This window comes from Conexibacter sp. W3-3-2 (assembly GCF_009707605.1).
Classification (GTDB): Bacteria; Actinomycetota; Thermoleophilia; order Solirubrobacterales; family Solirubrobacteraceae; genus Paraconexibacter; species Paraconexibacter algicola.
On record NZ_WLYW01000001.1, the window covers coordinates 3,445,687 to 3,462,302 of the forward strand.

At 73.7% G+C, this 16,616-nt stretch carries 16 protein-coding genes and 1 pseudogene; 10 read left to right on the top strand and 7 right to left on the bottom strand.

Annotated elements, in window-relative coordinates; genetic code table 11:
- The first annotated feature begins 31 nt into the window (after positions 1-31).
- The 3 genes from GKE82_RS16685 to GKE82_RS16695 all read left to right on the top strand — a co-directional run bounded on the left by GKE82_RS16685 (position 32) and on the right by GKE82_RS16695 (position 2,484).
- Positions 32-799 (top strand): SDR family NAD(P)-dependent oxidoreductase, encoded by a 768-nt coding sequence (locus GKE82_RS16685; protein ID WP_107568176.1) that lies wholly within the window; start codon positions 32-34, stop codon positions 797-799.
- Positions 800-811: 12 nt separating this feature from the next.
- Positions 812-1,615 (top strand): enoyl-CoA hydratase-related protein, encoded by an 804-nt coding sequence (locus GKE82_RS16690; protein WP_107568177.1) that lies wholly within the window; start codon positions 812-814, stop codon positions 1,613-1,615.
- Between the two features lie 95 nt (positions 1,616-1,710).
- Entirely contained in the window at positions 1,711-2,484 is a 774-nt protein-coding gene (locus tag GKE82_RS16695) for a hypothetical protein (RefSeq protein ID WP_154734060.1), read from the top strand.
- Positions 2,485-2,495: 11 nt separating this feature from the next.
- Here the strand turns inward: GKE82_RS16695 and GKE82_RS16700 are convergent, their stop codons facing one another.
- Positions 2,496-3,095 carry an HAD-IA family hydrolase gene (locus GKE82_RS16700; protein WP_196189271.1) on the bottom strand — a complete coding sequence of 200 codons (600 nt, stop codon included), beginning with the start codon at positions 3,093-3,095 and terminating at the stop codon, positions 2,496-2,498.
- A 133-nt stretch (positions 3,096-3,228) separates the two neighbouring features.
- Between GKE82_RS16700 and GKE82_RS28755 the strand changes: the two genes are divergently transcribed.
- The 3 genes and pseudogenes from GKE82_RS28755 to GKE82_RS16715 all read left to right on the top strand — a co-directional run bounded on the left by GKE82_RS28755 (position 3,229) and on the right by GKE82_RS16715 (position 7,125).
- A complete protein-coding gene (locus GKE82_RS28755) occupies positions 3,229-5,550 on the top strand; it encodes a PEP-utilizing enzyme (protein WP_230316195.1) in 2,322 nt (773 codons plus the stop codon).
- 44 nt (positions 5,551-5,594) lie between these two features.
- Positions 5,595-6,269, top strand: a pseudogene (locus GKE82_RS31540) (PEP/pyruvate-binding domain-containing protein); the annotation flags it as partial.
- Positions 6,270-6,300: 31 nt separating this feature from the next.
- Positions 6,301-7,125, top strand: a complete 825-nt coding sequence (locus GKE82_RS16715; protein ID WP_154734062.1) for a PEP-utilizing enzyme — start codon at positions 6,301-6,303, stop codon at positions 7,123-7,125.
- Between the two features lie 1,146 nt (positions 7,126-8,271).
- On the opposite strand, the gene GKE82_RS16720 is transcribed toward GKE82_RS16715, so the two are convergent.
- Together GKE82_RS16720 and GKE82_RS16725 are read right to left on the bottom strand one after the other, a co-directional pair.
- The gene (locus GKE82_RS16720) at positions 8,272-9,312 is read right to left on the bottom strand and encodes an FTR1 family protein (protein ID WP_154734063.1); all 1,041 of its coding nucleotides are present in this window, start codon (positions 9,310-9,312) and stop codon (positions 8,272-8,274) included.
- A gap of 67 nt (positions 9,313-9,379) precedes the next feature.
- Positions 9,380-9,739: a hypothetical protein gene (locus GKE82_RS16725; RefSeq protein ID WP_154734064.1), complete on the bottom strand. Its 360-nt coding sequence runs from the start codon at positions 9,737-9,739 to the stop codon at positions 9,380-9,382.
- A gap of 190 nt (positions 9,740-9,929) precedes the next feature.
- Here GKE82_RS16725 and GKE82_RS16730 point away from each other — a divergent pair, with 190 nt between their 5' ends.
- The 3 genes from GKE82_RS16730 to GKE82_RS16740 are packed head-to-tail and all read left to right on the top strand — an operon-like array spanning position 9,930 to position 12,072.
- On the top strand, positions 9,930-10,421 hold the full coding sequence (locus GKE82_RS16730) for a hypothetical protein (RefSeq protein ID WP_154734065.1): 492 nt from the start codon (positions 9,930-9,932) through the stop codon (positions 10,419-10,421).
- A complete protein-coding gene (locus GKE82_RS16735; RefSeq protein WP_154734066.1) occupies positions 10,391-11,677 on the top strand; it encodes a CdaR family transcriptional regulator in 1,287 nt (428 codons plus the stop codon). Before GKE82_RS16730 ends, GKE82_RS16735 begins: the two co-directional genes overlap by 31 nt.
- The gene (locus tag GKE82_RS16740; RefSeq protein ID WP_107568183.1) at positions 11,674-12,072 is read left to right on the top strand and encodes a hypothetical protein; all 399 of its coding nucleotides are present in this window, start codon (positions 11,674-11,676) and stop codon (positions 12,070-12,072) included. Before GKE82_RS16735 ends, GKE82_RS16740 begins: the two co-directional genes overlap by 4 nt.
- Positions 12,073-12,119: 47 nt before the next feature.
- Here GKE82_RS16740 and GKE82_RS16745 read toward each other — a convergent pair whose 3' ends face one another.
- Together GKE82_RS16745 and GKE82_RS16750 are read right to left on the bottom strand one after the other, a co-directional pair.
- A complete protein-coding gene (locus tag GKE82_RS16745) occupies positions 12,120-13,226 on the bottom strand; it encodes an NAD(P)-dependent alcohol dehydrogenase (RefSeq protein WP_154734067.1) in 1,107 nt (368 codons plus the stop codon).
- 39 nt (positions 13,227-13,265) lie between these two features.
- Entirely contained in the window at positions 13,266-14,087 is an 822-nt protein-coding gene (locus tag GKE82_RS16750; RefSeq protein ID WP_154734068.1) for a hypothetical protein, read from the bottom strand.
- 53 nt (positions 14,088-14,140) lie between these two features.
- Here GKE82_RS16750 and GKE82_RS16755 point away from each other — a divergent pair, with 53 nt between their 5' ends.
- Positions 14,141-14,815: an ATP-binding cassette domain-containing protein gene (locus GKE82_RS16755; protein WP_154734069.1), complete on the top strand. Its 675-nt coding sequence runs from the start codon at positions 14,141-14,143 to the stop codon at positions 14,813-14,815.
- 59 nt (positions 14,816-14,874) lie between these two features.
- Here GKE82_RS16755 and GKE82_RS16760 read toward each other — a convergent pair whose 3' ends face one another.
- Positions 14,875-16,107 (bottom strand): LuxR C-terminal-related transcriptional regulator, encoded by a 1,233-nt coding sequence (locus GKE82_RS16760; RefSeq protein WP_154734070.1) that lies wholly within the window; start codon positions 16,105-16,107, stop codon positions 14,875-14,877.
- Between the two features lie 19 nt (positions 16,108-16,126).
- Complete coding sequence (locus GKE82_RS16765) at positions 16,127-16,534, bottom strand: SCP2 sterol-binding domain-containing protein (protein ID WP_230316196.1); 408 nt, start codon at positions 16,532-16,534, stop codon at positions 16,127-16,129.
- Positions 16,535-16,616: the final 82 nt, after the last annotated feature.

Below are 16,616 nucleotides of genomic sequence, written 5' to 3' on the forward strand. Positions count from 1 at the left end.
ATCGTTAAGCCAGTCTGGTACGGTCGCCGCCATGGAGGCACAGACCCACACGCGCGTCGCCCTGGTCACCGGCGGCGCCCGAGGCATCGGCCGCGCTTGCGTGGACGCCCTCGTCGAGGACGGCCACGCCGTCGTGATCGCCGACCTGCTCGCCGACGAGGCGACCCAGGCCGCGCAGGAGATCTCCGACGCCGGCGGCACCGCCCTCGGCGTCGCGATGAACGTCGCCGACTCGGCCAGCGTCGACGCCGGCGTCGCCGCCGCGCTCGAGCGCTTCGGCGCGGTCGACGCGCTCGTCAACTGCGCCGGCTGGGACGACCTCATGCCGTTCGTCAAGACCGACGAGGCCCTGTGGGACAAGGTCATCGAGATCAACTACAAGGGCGTCCTGCGCACCACCCACGCGCTGCTGCCGGGAATGATCGAGCGCGGCTACGGCCGCATCGTGAACATCGGCTCCGACGCCGGCCGCGTCGGCTCCTCGATGGAGGCCGTCTACGCCGGCGCCAAGGGCGGCGTCATCGCCTTCAGCAAGACCGTCGCCCGCGAGGCCGCCCGCAAGGGCGTCACCGCCAACGTCGTCTGCCCCGGCCCGACCGACACGCCGATGCTGCGCGGCGTCGTCGACGCCTCCCCCGACGGGGACAAGGTCATCGCCGCGATGACCTCCGGCGTCGCCATGAAGCGCCTCGGCCAGCCTGCCGAGGTCGCTGCCGCCGTCGCGTTCTTCGCCTCCGAGAAGGCGTCCTTCATCACCGGCCAGACGCTCTCCGTGAGCGGCGGCCTGACCATGGCCTAAGAGGAGATCCCCATGCCGATTTTCGAAGACCTCACCGACGTCGCCTACGAGATCGAGAACGGTCTCGCGACCATCACGATCAACCGCCCCGAGCGGTTCAACTCGTTCCGCGCCAAGACCTGCGACGAGCTCATCAAGTGCTTCAAGCACGCGTGGGCCTCCGGGGACGTCGGCGTCGTCTGCCTGACCGGCGCCGGCGACCGCGCGTTCTCCACCGGCGGCGACCAGAAGCAGCGCGCCGAGACCGGCGACTACGGCCCCTCCGAGACGGGCCTGTTCGAGATCGAGACGCTGCACCGCACGATCCGCGACATCCCCAAGCCGGTCATCGCCGCCGTCAACGGCTTCGCGATCGGCGGCGGCCACGTCCTGCACGTGCTGTGCGACCTCAGCATCGCCGCCGACACCGCGAAGTTCGGGCAGGTGGGACCGAAGGTCGGCTCGTTCGACGCCGGCCTGGGCACCGGCTACCTCGCCCGCGTCGTCGGCGAGAAGCGCATGCGCGAGATCTGGTTCCTGTGCCGTCAGTACACCGCCGAGCAGGCCCTCGAGTGGGGTCTCGTCAACAAGGTCGTCCCCGCCGCCGACCTCATGGCCGAGGTCCGGCAGTGGGCCGACGAGATCTGCAACCTCAGCCCGACCGCGCTGAAGGTCCTCAAGCAGTCGATGAACATCGACACCGAGCAGTTCATCGGCACCGGCCAGATGGCCCTGACGAGCCTGATGATGTTCACCGAGACCGACGAGGCCAAGGAGGGCATCACCGCGTTCAACGAGAAGCGGGCACCCGACTTCTCGCCCTACCGCGGCGCCTGAGCCGCACGGCGCCCGGCGGCCGCGCGCCGCCGGGTGTCGGATCGCGACACCCAGGGTGGGTCGTGCGCCCGGGCCCGGCGGGGCACCCTCGGCGCATGCCCCGCATCGCCACCCTGCTCCTCGCGTTCCTCGCCGCGCTCGCGCTCACGGCGGGCCCCGCCGCCGCCCGCGACAGCCACGCTCCCGCGGGCGCCCGCGGCGACTGGCTCCCGTCCGACGTCTGGGTCATGAGCAGCTGGCTGCCCTACGACGAGGCCCGCCTCGAGTCGCTGCTGCACGTCACCCGCCAGGACCTCGACGCCTGGCTCGACGACCACCGCTCGCTCGGCGCGCTCGCCGCCCGCCACGGCCACCGCGACCGGCGGCGCCTCGCCGCGCTGCTCGTCGCGCCGCGCGCCGCCGACCACCGCGGCACGCCGCTCGCGACGCTCCGCGCCCGCGCGCTGGACACGCTCACCCAGCCGCACCTCGCCCGCCACCTCCTGTTCCACGTGTACCACTCCCACCAGCTCCCGCGGCACGCCCGCCAGGTGTTCGGGGTCAGCACCGCCGGCTACCTGCGGCTGCGCGACCGCGGTCGCACGCCCCGCCGGATCGCCGCGGCCGGGGGCCTGTCGGGTCGCAGCCTCCACGGTCGCCTGCACGCGTTCTTCGCCGACCGCGCCCGCCGCGGCGTCGCCGCCGGGGCGATCAGCCCGCGCGAGGCCCGCGACCTGCTCGCGGTGCAGGACGCCGGGCTCGACGCCTACATCGACCGCCCGTACCGCACGAGCGCGCAGCAGGCCTGCTACGCCGGGCAGCACCACCACGACGGCGGGCATGACAGCCGCGAGTGCCCGGGAACCGGCGGGCAGATGGACATGTCCTGAGCGCGGCGGGACTACAGGTGCAGCAGGCGCCGCAGCTCGGCGACCGTCGCGTCCGCGTCGGTGTGGTGCACCGCCGTGATCCCGAGCGCGCGGGCGGGAGGGAGGTTGACCTCCTGGTCGTCGACGAACACGCAGTCCGACGCCGCGACGCCCGCCGCCTCGACCGCCATCGCGTAGATCTCCGGGGACGGCTTGCGGATCCCGACCCGCCCGCTGAGCACCTCCGCGTCGCAGAGCGCCCGGACCTCCGGGGCGTACATCGCCTCGCCCCAGGAGTTCGACAGCAGCACCGTCCGCACGCCCGCCGCGCGGGCGGCGGCGACGACCTCCACCATCCGCGGCTCGACCCCGAGGCCGCCGACGAGGCGCTGCACCAGGTCGGTGTGGTCGTCGAGTCCGAGGACCGCCGCCAGCCGCGGCTCGAAGTCCTCCACCGACACGCGGCCGCACTCCAGCTCGACCGACAGCTCGTAGAAGTCGGCGCCCGGCCGGTAGGCGCCGGCGAGCCGCTCGGGCGCGATGCCGTGGCGCACGCAGAACCCCCCGACGGAGGCCCACATGTCCTCGGTCATCACACCGGCGTAGTCGAGCAGCAGGGCGGTCGGGCGCATCGGCGCATCGTACGGCCCATCGGTTGCTCTCCCGGGGACAGACCGCCGCGCCCGTCCTGTCCGCCCGCGCGGGTGCATCGCGGCCGGGACGCGGCGAGCATCGGCCTCAGTCACCCGTCGAGGAGGAGCACGAATGGCCACTGCAGAGGAGTTCAAGACGATCGGTGCCGGGCGCGCCGTCTTCACCCGCCCGGAGCCCGTCGAGGGCCCGGTCGCGTGGCTCGACTCGCCCCAGGCGGTCATCCAGTTCGTGCAGCGCGACGACGTCGCCGACACGATCGTCCTCGCCCGCGGCGGCACCACGACGTTCCTCACCCCGGCGCTCACCGCGGGCGTCAAGGGCGTCATCACCCTGCAGGGCGCACCCGAGTCGCACCTCGGGATCCTCTCGCGCGAGTACGGCATCCCCTGCGTCATGGGCGTGCAGTTCGAGGACGGCGTGCGCTCCAGCCGCGGCGAGATCATCCCCGCCGACGGCGCCGTCGTGCGCCTGGACATCTCGACCCCCGAGGGCCGGGTCGCGATCGAGCCCGGCGCCCCGAGCGAGGGCGGTCGCGGCGAGCCGACCGCGGAGGAGCAGGCGCTCGCCGCCCAGATGGAGCAGGTCATCCCGCTCCTGCACCACTTCCGCGGCGAGGTCCCGCACGGCGCCGAGGGCGACCAGCAGCTGCGCGACCGGCTGAAGACCGACGTGTCGGTCCTGTCCGACGAGTCGCTGCGCCGCCGCCTGACCCCCGACGAGATCAACGACTTCAACGACTACGCCGCCTGGAACGTGTGGGACGCGCTGGCGCTGCGCTCCACCGAGGGCGAGTCCGGCCTGATCCCCCGCCAGGAGTACGAGGCGTTCGGCTGCATCAACCAGTACCTGCGCTTCCCGACCTTCGTCGACGTGATCACCGAGAAGCTCGGCGTCGACGGCGTGATCGAGCTCGGTGCCATCCCGCGCCGCGAGCCCGGCTCGAAGGTCAACCAGCTGCACCTCTGGTGCTCGGCGATCACGCCGCTGTTCGGCCGCGGCCTGCTGCACAAGCTCGGCCTCATCGACCTCGACCACGACACCGACGGCGTCGAGAAGCTCGTCCAGTTCCAGCGCCGCCTGATGGCGGGCTTCTGGGGCGACGGCGGCGAGCTGTTCTCCTCCTCGCGCGGCTACCGGGCGCCGGTCCTCGACCGGTCGTGGATCGACCGCTTCGCCGCCGACGTGCAGCCGTTCTCCGGTGACGACCAGCGCGGCCTGTACCAGCGCTTCAACGCGACGACCGAGATCACCGGCTTCCTGCTGCACTTCGACAACCGCTCGGGCCTGTGCGACAGCGGCCCGTACCCGCTGCCCGACGGCGGCTTCATGATCGTGCGCGACCACTTCCTGCACGACCCGGCCTACCACTGGCACGACGTCGCCGAGGACCTCCCGCACGCGCTGACGCAGGCGATGGTCTTCCATCCGAAGGACGACCTGCAGGTCAACGTCCTGGACATCGGCACCCTGTTCAGCGAGCCGTCGAACTACCTGGACAGCCTCACCGGCATGGCCGTCTACGCGCGGGACCGGTACGACACGCCGGTGGAGGAGCTGCGCCGCGTCGACGAGGACGAGATGCGCCTGATCCTCGAGCGCTGCGACACCACGACGACGAAGCTCTACAAGCGGATCGCCTCGATGTCGCCGCGCGACAAGATCATGTGCGGCGCGCAGGTCTACTACACGGAGTTCGTCGCGCCGATGGCCCGCCGCGCCGGCGTCTGGGAGCAGCTCGTGGAGGAGCACGACTTCTTCGAGATCGACCCGCTGGCGATGGAGGCGTACTACCCGCTGGTCCGCGACAAGCAGGCGGCGGCGATCGTGCCGCAGGCGTTCCTCATGGGCCTGCTGTCCCCGCCGGTCAGCCACGTCGGCGGCATCGACGCGTCCGCGCACGCCGAGCACTTCCCGCTCCTGCACCGCATCGCGCTGCGCGGCATGCTGCCCGACCCGCCGCAGGCGGTCGGCGCGCTCGCCGAGGCGGGCCTCGTCGCGACGACCGCCGCGGGCGCGCTGCTCAGCGAGGCGGGCACCGCGGTCCACCAGGCGCTGCTGGCCGCCGAGCGCGGCGGTGCGGACACCGAGCGGCTGCAGGCCGTCTACGACCGCTTCCTGCCGATCAACGGCGACTTCAAGGCCGCCTGCGCCCGCTGGCACGACGCCGACGAGGGTGCCCGCGCGGCGCTGCTGGCCGATCTCTCCGCGCTCGTCGATCGCGTCGAGCCCGCGCTGCGGCGCTCGGGCGAGGTCGTCGCGCGGTTCGCCGACTACGGGCCGCGCCTGCGCGCCGCCCTGTCCGCCGCGGAGGCCGGCGACCACGAGCAGGTCACCAGCCCGCAGACCGACTCGCTGCACACGGTCTGGATGGAGCTGCACGAGGACTACATCCAGATCCTCGAGATCGACCGCGAGCTCGAGGGGTCCTACTAGCCGTGCCCGCCACCTCGGTGACCGTCGTCCCCTTCGACGCCGAGGTGGCGGCCGACAAGGCGCTGCTGGGCGGCAAGGGGGCGGGACTCGTCGCGATGGTCGCGCTGGGCCTGCCGGTGCCGCCCGGCTTCGTCGTCGGCACCGACGCCGGCCGCGCCTACCTCGCCGACGGCGCGCTGACGGACGAGCTGCGCGCGGCCGTCGACGCGCAGCTCGACGCGCTCGAGCGGCGGCTCGACCGTCGCCTGGGCGACCCGTCAGCCCCGCTGTTCGTGTCGGTGCGCTCGGGCGCGCCGGTCTCGATGCCGGGCATGATGGACACGATCCTCAACGTCGGGCTCAACGACGAGCTCGTCGAGGCGCTCGCGCAGCAGACGCAGGACCCGGCGTTCGCGTGGACCTCGTACGTGCGGCTGCTGCACACGTTCGCCACGACCGTCCGCGGCCTGTCCGAGGCGACGGTCGAGGACGCGCTGTTCGACGCGCTGCCCGACGGCCCGGACGACGGGGCGCGCACCGCGCGCGGCGAGGCCGCGGTGCTGCGCGACCTGCTCGCCCGCGAGGGCGACCCGTTCCCCGCCGACCCGCGCGAGCAGGTCCGCGAGTGCCTCGGGGCCGTGTTCTCCTCGTGGCGGTCGCCGCGCGCGATCGCCTACCGCGAGCACCGCGGGATCGACGAGGCGATGGGCACCGCGTGCGTCGTGCAGGCGATGGTCTTCGGCAACCGGGGGGGAGGACTCCGGCAGCGGCGTGGCGTTCAGCCGCGATCCCGCGACCGGCGAGCCCGGCGTGTACGGGGACGTGCTGTTCGACGCGCAGGGCGAGGACGTCGTCGCGGGCGTCGCCGACCCGCTGCCGCTGACCGCGCTCGAGGACCGGCTCCCCGACGCGGCGCGCGCGGTCGCCGACGCGCTGGCGCTGCTGGAGCGCGAGGAGCGCGACCTCGTCGAGTGCGAGTTCACGATCGAGCAGGGCCGCCTGTGGATCCTGCAGTACCGTCGCGCGCAGCGGTCGGGCCGGGCCGCCGTGCGCGTCGCCGTCGACCTCGTCGACGAGGGCGTGCTCGAGGAGCGGGAGGCCGGGGAGCGGCTGACCGACGCGCAGCTCGCCGCGGCGCACGCGCCGCGGTTCGCGGACGCGGCGTCCGACGGCGACGTGCTCGCGCGCGGCTGCGCGGCCTCGCCGGGCGCGGGCGTCGGCACCGCGGTCTTCGACGCGCACCGGGCGGCCGCCCTGAAGGAGCAGGGGCGGGACGTGGTGCTCGTGCGGCCGACGACGTCCCCGTCGGACATCCACGGGTTCATCGCGAGCGTCGCGATCGTCACCGGTCGCGGCGGGCGCACCTCGCACGCGGCGGTCGTCGCGCGCGGGATGGACCGTCCGGCGGTCTGCGGCGTCGGGGAGGTCCGCATCTCCGGGGCGGGGGCCACGGTCGACGGGGTCGCGGTGCAGGAGGGGGACCTCCTCGCCGTCGACGGCGACCGCGGGATCGTCTCCCGGGTCGCCCCGGCGCTCGCGGACCCCGAGCAGGACGAGCGGCTGCAGCGCCTGCTCGCCTGGCGCGCCGCGGCCTGATCGCGCGGCGCCGCCGGAGCGTGGCTCAGCGCCGGCGGAAGCCGCGGTCGGGCGCCGGGTCCAGCGGGCTCGACGGCACGCCCGCGGGCACGTCGAGCAGGTTGAACGCGGGGGGGCGCGATGTCGTTCGGGGCGTCGGGGTGGAACAGCGCGGCGAGCAGCTGCGCCTGCCCGCGCCCGACCCCGAGCTCGCCCATGCCGCCGTTGTACATGCGGATGCCGTGGTCCTCGCAGTGCGCGTACAGCCGCGAGAGCTCCTCCAGGCGCCCGACGCGGCACGGCTTGACGTTGACGATCGACGGGGTGAGGGCGGTCTCCTGCAGCGACGCGACGCCGACGATCGGCGCGTCGTAGGAGACGCGATCGCGCACCGGGCCGAGCAGGTCGACGACCGCGGGACGGTCGTCGTGGGGGTCCTCGAACCAGACGTCGGTGAACGTCGCGATCGCGCGCTCGTACATGGCCAGGAGCGCGCCCTCGTCGGCGACGTCGAGGTCGTAGCGGCCCTTGAAGTCGATGACGGTCACGCCGGGCACGGCCGCGATCTCGTCCATGATCGCCTGGGTCCACGACGGCTCGACGTCGAGCTTGAAGCCCACGGTCGGGTTGGCCGCGCGGCGCGACGCGACCCGGGCGGCGTCCGGCGGGTCGCCGAGCCCGAACGAGTTGACGAAGGTCACCCGTCGCGGCGCGCGCCCGAGGACCTCGGGCAGCGTCGTGCGCGCCTGGCGCAGCGCGAGGTCCAGCGCGGCGGACTCGAAGGTCCAGCGCCGCCAGTGGCGCTCGAGCTCGTACTCGGGCGGGCCCGCGGGCCACAGCTCGAGCGTGTCGAGGTGGGCGAGGAACGCGGCGAGCGTCGGCCACGTCCCGGCGAGCGGCAGGTCGAGCGCGCGCAGGCCCGCCTGGGTGGTCGGGGTGCCGACCTGCTCGCCGAGGCCCCTCCTCGCCGCGGCCGTGCAGGCGCAGCTGCGTGGTCGAGGCGTCCTCGATGCCGGTCGGGCCGGCGGGCAGCAGCGGCTCGCAGGCCGACGACTCGATGGTGACCGGCAGGTCCTTGACGGCGTTCCAGAGGTCGGGCATGGGCGCCCGACCCTACGCGAGACGGCCGCGGTGCCCGGGCGGTCGGCCCGGGCACCGGTGCGCGGCTCAGGCCGTGGGGGCGACGGCGGCGCGCTGCGCGACCGCCTCGCCACGCCGGCGGGGGCGCTTCACGCGCACGTACTCGGCGGCGTAGTAGGAGCCGATCACGAACACCGCGGCGAGCGCCTGGGCGGCGAGCGTCTCCCAGTAGGAGTAGACCTCGAACCACGAGCCCATCCACTCGGGCACCGTGAACGGCGTGGCGTGGCCGGGGATCCAGCCGAGGTCGATGAACGACAGCGCGGTGCCGCCGACCATGACCACGAGCACGACGCCGATCAGCACGCCGGTGCTGATGAGCATCTTCTTGTAGGGGAGGCTGCGCTGCAGGCGGAACGTGACGAGCCCGACGAGCGCCGTGGCCGCGAGGCCCAGCGCGACGCCCTCGAGCACGACGCCGCTGCCCGCGGTGAGCTTCAGGTTCTGCAGGAACAGCACGACCTCGAAGCCCTCGCGGTACACGCTCGTGAAGCCGAGGGCGACGAGGCCGAAGGTCGCGGAGACGCCGACGCGTCCGAGCACCTTGCGGCGCTGGCGGTGGTGCTTGGCGATCCAGCCGGTCCAGTACACCTTGTGCACGAACCAGTTGAGGACGAGCAGCAGGACGACGATCGCGATGAAGCCCGTGATCGCCTCCAGCCGCGCGCCGAGCGGGGACGCGGCGTCGAGCAGCGCGCCGACCGCGAACCACGTCGCGATCGCCGCGAGGAACGACACGCCGGCGCCGAGGACCACGGGTCGCCGCCGGGTGGCGTTGGCGCCCTGGAAGCTCGCGATGATCGCGGCGAAGATGAGGATCGCCTCGAGGCCCTCGCGGAAGACGATCATCGACGCGTTGAAGATCACGGTGCCGCGGCTCTGCGGCGCGCTGGCCTCGGTCGGGTCGACCGGGCCGGTGCTCGCGGTCGCCATGAGGTACACGGCGCCGCCGAGGACGAGGAGTCCGAGCGCCCAGACGAGCAGGCGGCGGCCGGACCCGGCGCCCGCCTGCGGGCGGGCGGGGGTGGGGGTGTCGGCGGTGCGGTCGCCGACGGTGTGACTGACCATTAGGGCATCCTAACCCGAGTGGTCCGCCGGGCGGTCCCCGACCCCCGCACCGGGCACGTTGCCGCGCTCAGCGTCGCAGCTGCTCCACGTACGGCTGCGGCCAGCCGTGCTCGACGTGGGCGATCGCCGGCGCCCCGTCGATCGTGGCGTCCATCGCGTTCTCGTACAGCAGCAGGCCGCTGAACGGCAGCGCCACGCCCGCGCGGTAGGCGGCCGTGAAGACCGTCTCGCGTCCGGTCTCGTCGAGGATCGTCGCGGTCAGCGACCGGTGCACGAGCGCGTCGTCCAGCGACGACTCGACGCGCAGGTCGGTGATCACCGCGATCTCGCCGCCGCGGTTGACGTAGCCGAGCCGATGGCGCGCTCCCAGCGCGCTGGACTCCCAGGCGTGCAGCGACACCGACCCGTCCGGGGTCGCGGCGTTCATCCACTTCCAGTGCTGGATGACCCCCCCACTCGCGCGGGCCCCAGGAGTGGTCGCGGTGGCCGATCCCGTCGATCGCGATCTCGCGTCCGTCCACGCGCAGCGTCCCGGAGGTGCGCACCGACTGCTCGTAGCGGTCGGTCGCCGCCCACGCGGGGCAGCCGTCGGGGTTCTCGTGCCAGGACACGGGGCGGTGCAGCCCCTCGACGGTGACGTCGAGCGTCACCGCGTCGCTGGAGAACGACAACGACGCGCGGCGCAGCGGCTCGGGGTGGCGGATGTGCAGGCCCGCGATCTCGCAGTCGTCGAGGTCGTCGCCGACGAGGTCGACCCCGTCGACGATGTCGAACACTCGGGGCGCGCCGATGTCCTCGCCGCCGATCGCGACCAGCCGCCCGAACTGCCCGGTGGCCCCGGTCCGCCACGCGTAGACCATCGCGGCGATCCCCTCCGAGGGCAGCGGCAGCACGAAGAAGTACGACTCGCGCACGTGGGGTGCGGTGCCGATGTCGTGCAGCAGGTCGTCGGCGGCGGTGAAGCGCTCGATCGTGCTCATGGCGCGAGCCTCTGCGATGCGGGCGCGCCCGCATACCGCCGCGGGCGACAAGACCGGGGGACCGATGCCTCCGCGCGGGCTATGCTCGCCCGGAGGAGATGGGTCGCGCCCAGGACACCGGCACGCTGACGCCCCCGGTCGCGCTCGACGCGAGCGTCGATGCCGCGACGCGTGTCGCGCCCGAGGTCACCGCGAGGATCGCGGAGCTCGCCACCGAGCTGCTCCAGCACGCCGACGCGATCGCCGACGTCGTCAACCGCCGCGCGATCGCGACCGAGCCCGCGCTCGTGGATCCCGACGACCCGACGACCGCGGAGGCCACGCTGCACTCCACGCAGGCGAACGTCGGGGCGATCCTCGCGCTGCTCGCCTACGGCGTCCCGGGCCGGGCGACGATGCCGTCGGCCGGGGCGCTCGAGCTGTTCGAGCGGCTCGCCGACCACGAGGACGGGCTGACCACGGTCCTGCGCGGCTACCGCATCGGCATCGCCGAGCTGTGGCAGGTCTGGGCGGCGCACGTCGCCGAGCACGTCCACGACGCCGCGGAGCAGCACGCGGTCCTCGCCGCGAGCACCGCGAACATGCTCCAGGCGGTGGACCGGATCTCACAGGAGCTCGTCGACAGCTGGGCGGAGACCCGCCGGCGCCGCCGGCAGGGCCTCGACGTGTCACCGGAGGAGCTGGTGCGCGCCGCGCTGTTCGACACCGCCGGATCGGAGGACGCGCTCGCCCGGCTCGGGTACCCCCAGGAGGCGCTGCACCTCGCGATCGCGCTGCCCCCGGAGCTGAGCGAGCCGGCGGTCCGCCAGCTCGTCAGCCGCCTGCGGGTCGTCGGGGACGCCGCCGCGGTCTCGGCCCGCTGGGACGTCGCCTGGGTCGTGTGGCTGGCGTTCGAGCGCCCGCCCGTCCCGTCGGCGCTCGACGCGGTCGTCGCGGCCGTGTCACTCGAGGAGCCGGTGGGCCTCGGGGAGCTCGCGCCCGGCATCGCCGGGTTCCGCGCGGGCTACCGGGAGGCGCTCGACGCGCGCCGGATCGCCGTGCTGCGCGGTGGCGGCGGCGTCACCCACCACCGGGACGTCGCGCTGCTCGCCGTGCTGTGCGCCGACACGGAGCGCGCGCGGGCGCTGGCGGTCAGCGAGCTCGGGCCGCTCGCCGCGACCGACGACGACACGATGGAGCGGCTGCGCGAGACGCTGACCGCCTACCTCGCGTGCGGCGAGAGCCACGTCGGGGCGGCGCAGCGGCTGTTCGTCCACCAGAAGACCGTCGCCTACCGCATCCGCCAGGCGGAGGCGCTGCTGGGCCGTCGCGTCGGCGACCGGCGCGTCGAGCTCGAGGCCGCCCTGCTCGTGCACCGGGCGTTGCTACCGTCCAGGGCGTCATGAACACCGCTCCGGGACGCAAGAGCAAGGAAGAGCGCGACGCGGAGCTCGCCCGCGAGGGCACGGCCCGTCAGCGGATGGCCGACCTCATGGCCAACATCGGCAGCGTCGGCCTGATCGGGGTCTGCGTCATCGGGTTCGTGATCCCGGCGATCCTGGGCCTCACGATGATCAGCCGCCTCGGCAGCGCCGGCTGGTTCATGTACGCGATCGTCATCGGCACCTGGGGGCTCGTGTTCGGGCCGATCGTCGCGAGCGCCGTGACGATGCGGCAGAACGGCAGCAAGCGCCATCGCGACGCCAAGCGCCAGCGCATCGAGGAGCAGCGCCGCAAGTTCGGGCTGCACGCGCGCGCCCACGACGGCGAGCACGAGCAGCCCGGCGGCCCCGTCGGCTGACCGCCGCGGACCGGTCGCGTGGCGACCGGCCCGCGGGTGCGTGACCGTCAGTCGAAGACGATGACCGGCTTGACGACCGAGCCGTTGTGCGCGGCCTCGAAGGCCTCGTTGATCTCGCTGAACTTGTAGGTCTTGATCAGCTTGTCGAACGGGAACTCGCCGTCGGCGTAGTGCCGGGTCAGGGCGGGGATGAAGTCCTTCGGGTTGGCGTCGCCCTCGATGACGCCGCACAGCTCGCGGCCGAGCAGCAGGTGGCCCTGGTCGATCGTGATGTCGTGCTGCAGGCCCTGGAAGCCGACGGTGGCGATCCGGGCGGGGGAGCGGGTGACCTCGAGCGCCTGGCGGATCACCTCGTTGGTGCCGACCGCGTCGAGCGCGAAGTCGACGCCCGGGGCGGCGACGCCCATGATGTCCCAGACGAGGTCCTTGTGCTCCTTGGCGTTGAACGTGTGCGTCGCGCCGAGCGAGCGGGCGAGCGCGAGGCGCTCGTCGTTGATGTCGACCGCGATGATCTGCTCGCAGCCCGCGATCTTGGCGCCCATGACGCCGGAGAGCCCGACGCCGCCCATGCCGAAGATCGCGATGCTGTCGCCGGCGGACGGGTTGAGCGCGTTCAGCACGGTGCCCGACCCGGTCTGGATGCCGCAGCCGAGCGGGCCGAGCAGCTCGAGCGGCAGGTCCTTGTCGACCTTGATCGCGTTGGTCGCGAGCGCGATCGCGTAGGTGGAGAACGACGACTGGCTGAAGAAGCAGCCGTGGACGTCCTCGTCACCCTGGCTCATCGTGACGGTGCCGTCCATGCGGGTGCCGAAGTAGTTCAGCGGCGCGAACATCTCGCAGTAGGCGGGGCGGTCCTTGTTGCAGTACTTGCAGTCGCCGCAGTGCCCGAAGGTCAGGACGACGTGATCGCCCGGGGCCAGGTCGGTGACGCCCTCGCCGACGGCCTCGACGACGCCGGAGCCCTCGTGGCCGAGCACGCTGGGGAGCGGCAGCGGGATCGTGCCGTCGATGCCGGTGGCGTCGGTGTGGCAGATGCCCGCGCCGACCATCCTGACGAGCACCTCGCCCTCGGCCGGGTCGGCGACCTGGACCTCTTCCAGCGTGAGCGGTTCGTTGACCTCGCGCAGGATCGCGGCGGTGGCGGTGGTGGGCATGCGGCGGTACTCCTCCAGATTCGGGGTGACGGACCGAACCTAGTTCGGCGCGTCCCCGGAGTCCTGCCCACGCAGGGAGACTGTGCCCTCCCGGGAGAGGGATGGGGACGTGCGCACCGCCGCGCCGACGACGATGACCGCGAGGGCGAGCAGGGCCACGAACGGCCCGACCTTGCGGCTGACCTCGATCGTCAGGCCCGAGAGGGCGTCGTCCGGCGGGGAGACGAGCCGCGCGGTGGTGGCCGCCATCGCGACGATCGCGGCGACCGCGACGCCGCGGGCCCCGAGCTCGCCGAGCGCATCGGTCGCGAGCTGCGCGACCGCGGTCACCGCCACGACGGCGAGCAGCACGTCGAGCACCGACAGCCACTGCCAGCCGCTGGAGAGGTCCGCGACCTCGATCCCCGCCCGGTCGGCGCCGAACCACGGCAGGAACAGCGAGGCCATCAGCAGGATCGCGCCGACGGTCGTGAGGACGCGCGGCAGCTCCGGCGGGATCTCGACGGGCTCGAGGTCCTCCGGGCGCGCGGCCGGGGTGGGCGCCGCCTCCGGGGTGGCGGGGTCGCTGTCCCTCCTCGCACGCGCGCGCCCGCGCGTGCGCGTGAGGAAACCATCGGGGCGCGCGACGTCCGCGCTGCCGTCGGCGAGCGTGAGGCGCATCGTCGTGCCGGGCGCGGCGTCGGCGAGTTCCGGGCTGACGGCGATGCCCTCGGCCTCCAGCGCGCGCAGCACCGCACGCCGGTCGGCGGCGGTCGGATCGTCGTGGCCCCAGGTGCGCAGCAGGCGCAGCACCTCGACCTCGGTCGCGCCGCCGCGACGCTCCAGGTGCTCGCGGATGCGCTGCTCGGGTGCGGTGGTCACGGATCGCTCCTCTCGGGGCAGGGTCCCCGCCGGGGGCGGCGAACCTCGGTTGGATGGCGTGGGCGTTCGAGTTCGTGGAGGTGCGCCACCGCGTCGACGGCCGTCGGGTGCTCGACGGGGTGAGCTTCGGCGCGCGCGTCGGCGAGAGCGTCGCGCTGGTCGGCCCGCCGGGCGCGGGCAAGACCGTCGCGTTCCGCCTGCTCGTCGGGCTCGAGAAGGCCGACGAGGGTGCGGTCGTGGTCGCCGGAAAGGACGTCGGCCGGGGCGGCCGCCGGGCGCGCCGCCTGCTGCAGCGCCGCCTCGCGGTCGTCTTTCAAGGCGCGGCCGCCGACGACGGCGGCTACGGCATCTTCGACGGGGTCGACGTGCTCGAGAACGTCGCCTTCCCGATGCGCGAGGTGGGCCGGGTCCCGGACCGCCGGCGCGAGCAGGTCGCCCTGCAGGAGCTGGCGCGGTTCGGCCTCGACGGCGCCGCGCGCGCCCGGCCGGGGGAGCTGGACCGCGACGCGCGCAAGCGGCTCGCGCTCGCCCGCGCCCTGGCCCTGCGCTCGCCGCTGCTCGTCGTCGACGCGGTCGAGGACGGCCTCGCCGTGGACTCGCTGCCCACGGTCGTCGCGGCGCTGCGCGAGGCGCAGGCCGAGCGCGGCACGAGCGTGCTGCTCACCACGCGCGACGAGGAGCTCGCCCGCGCGGTCAGCGACCGCCTCGTGACGCTGCCCGCGCACTGACCCGTGCGCGTGCCGCCGGTCCGCGCGCGGACCCGGCCCGTCGGTCCCGTCCCTCGTGCTCACTGCTGGTCGCCGAGCGCGCTGATCCGCAGGTATCGCGAGACGGCCTCGGCCCGGTTCGCGGCACGGAGCTTGCGCAGGATGTGCTTGGCGTGGGACTTCACGGTGCCCTCGGAGATCACGAGGCGGCTGGCGATCCCGGCGTTCGTCTCCCCGGCGGCCATGAGCTTGATGACCTCGACCTCGCGGCGCGTCAGCAGCTGGTCCAGCCGCGACGGCCCGGACGCGAGCATCGCCGCCGCCCGCCCGACGCCGGCGGAGTCCTCGCCCTCGACGTGCGACACGGCGATCTCGGTGTCGCAGAGCTCGTTCATGAGCTGCTCGGTCGACTGCACCATGCTGCGGACCTGGTCGCGCTGCGCGCGCATCCGCTCGGTCAGCACGGTGCGCTCGAACGCGTAGCCGAACCCCTCCGCGAACGCCCAGAGCATCTCGCGGTCGAACTCGTCGACGTGGCGCTGCTGCAGGTAGCGGTCGGCGTGCAGGAAGCCGATGACCCGGCCCTCGGGCATGATCGGCGCCGCCACGTAGGAGTGCGTGTCGGCCGCGTCGGCGATCGTGCGGTGCACGCGCGGGTCGCCCTTGGCGTCGGCGACGAGCATCGGGATCCGGCGGCGGATCATCTCGGTCTCCAGCAGCATGTGCGTCAGGTCGGCCGGGTTCTCCCGCGCGACCTCCAGCAGCGTCGCGGCCCCGTCCGGGTCGTTCTCCCAGTGGACGGCCTCCGCGATCAGCTGGCTGTTCTGCACGCGGAAGAGGATCGCCCGGTCGAAGCCGCACGAGCGGCAGACCTCCTGCGGGGCGAGGTCGAGGATCGTCGAGACCGACGCGATCCCGCGCAGCCGCCCGAGCCCGGCCTGCACGCCGGTCAGCGCGCGCAGCCGCTCGTCGACCTCGTTGTCGCGCAGCTCGCGCCGCAGGTCCTCGAGCGTGACGAGCAGGTCGCAGAGCGCGACGAGGTGCTCGCGGTCGAGATCGGCGCCCGCGCGGATCCGCTCGGCGACGACCGAGCGCGCGACCTCCACGAGCGCGACGGCGTCCTCGTGCTCGCCGTCGTCCCCCTCCCAGAGGTCCCACTCGAGCAGACGCGCGGCCGCGTCGAGGGCGCCGACGACGCGGACGCCCAGCCGTGCGTCGTGCGCGGACCGCGGCACGCGCGGCGGCCAGGCGGCCGCCGGGGCGGCACGGTCGGAGGCGACGTCGGCCGGGATCCGAGTCGTCGACTCGTCCACGCTACGCCGCCCGCCGCTCCTAGGCCGTCGGGCCGCTGCCGTTGCCGTTGCCCTGGAACAGCTCGTCCCAGGTGCTGAAGTCGAGCGAGCGCATGATCGGCACGATCCGCAGGAACTTGCGGACCGGACCCTCGTAGGCCAGCTCGCCGCGCGTGATCGCCATCGCCATCTGCTTCTTGCGCTGGACCATCTCGATGAACAGCTCGGGCGTGCCGTACAGCTGGATCTCCGCCTGCCCGACGATGTCGGGCTCGGCGTGGATCGGCGCCTTCGTCAGGTCCAGCGTGACCCCGGCGGTCTCCGAGTAGTGGATGTGGACGGTGGTCTGCGCGAGAGCGAGCCGCTCACCGATGCGCTGATCGGTGGCTCCGCTGTTGAAGAAGTCGGCGGTCAGTTCCGCCATGCGCTGTGGATCGATGGGGCTCATCGTGGTGGTCTGCTCTCCGGCTGGCATCTCGGTCAACGTGCTCTCCTCCTCCACGGTCCCCGACGCCTCCCCGCGTCGGTGG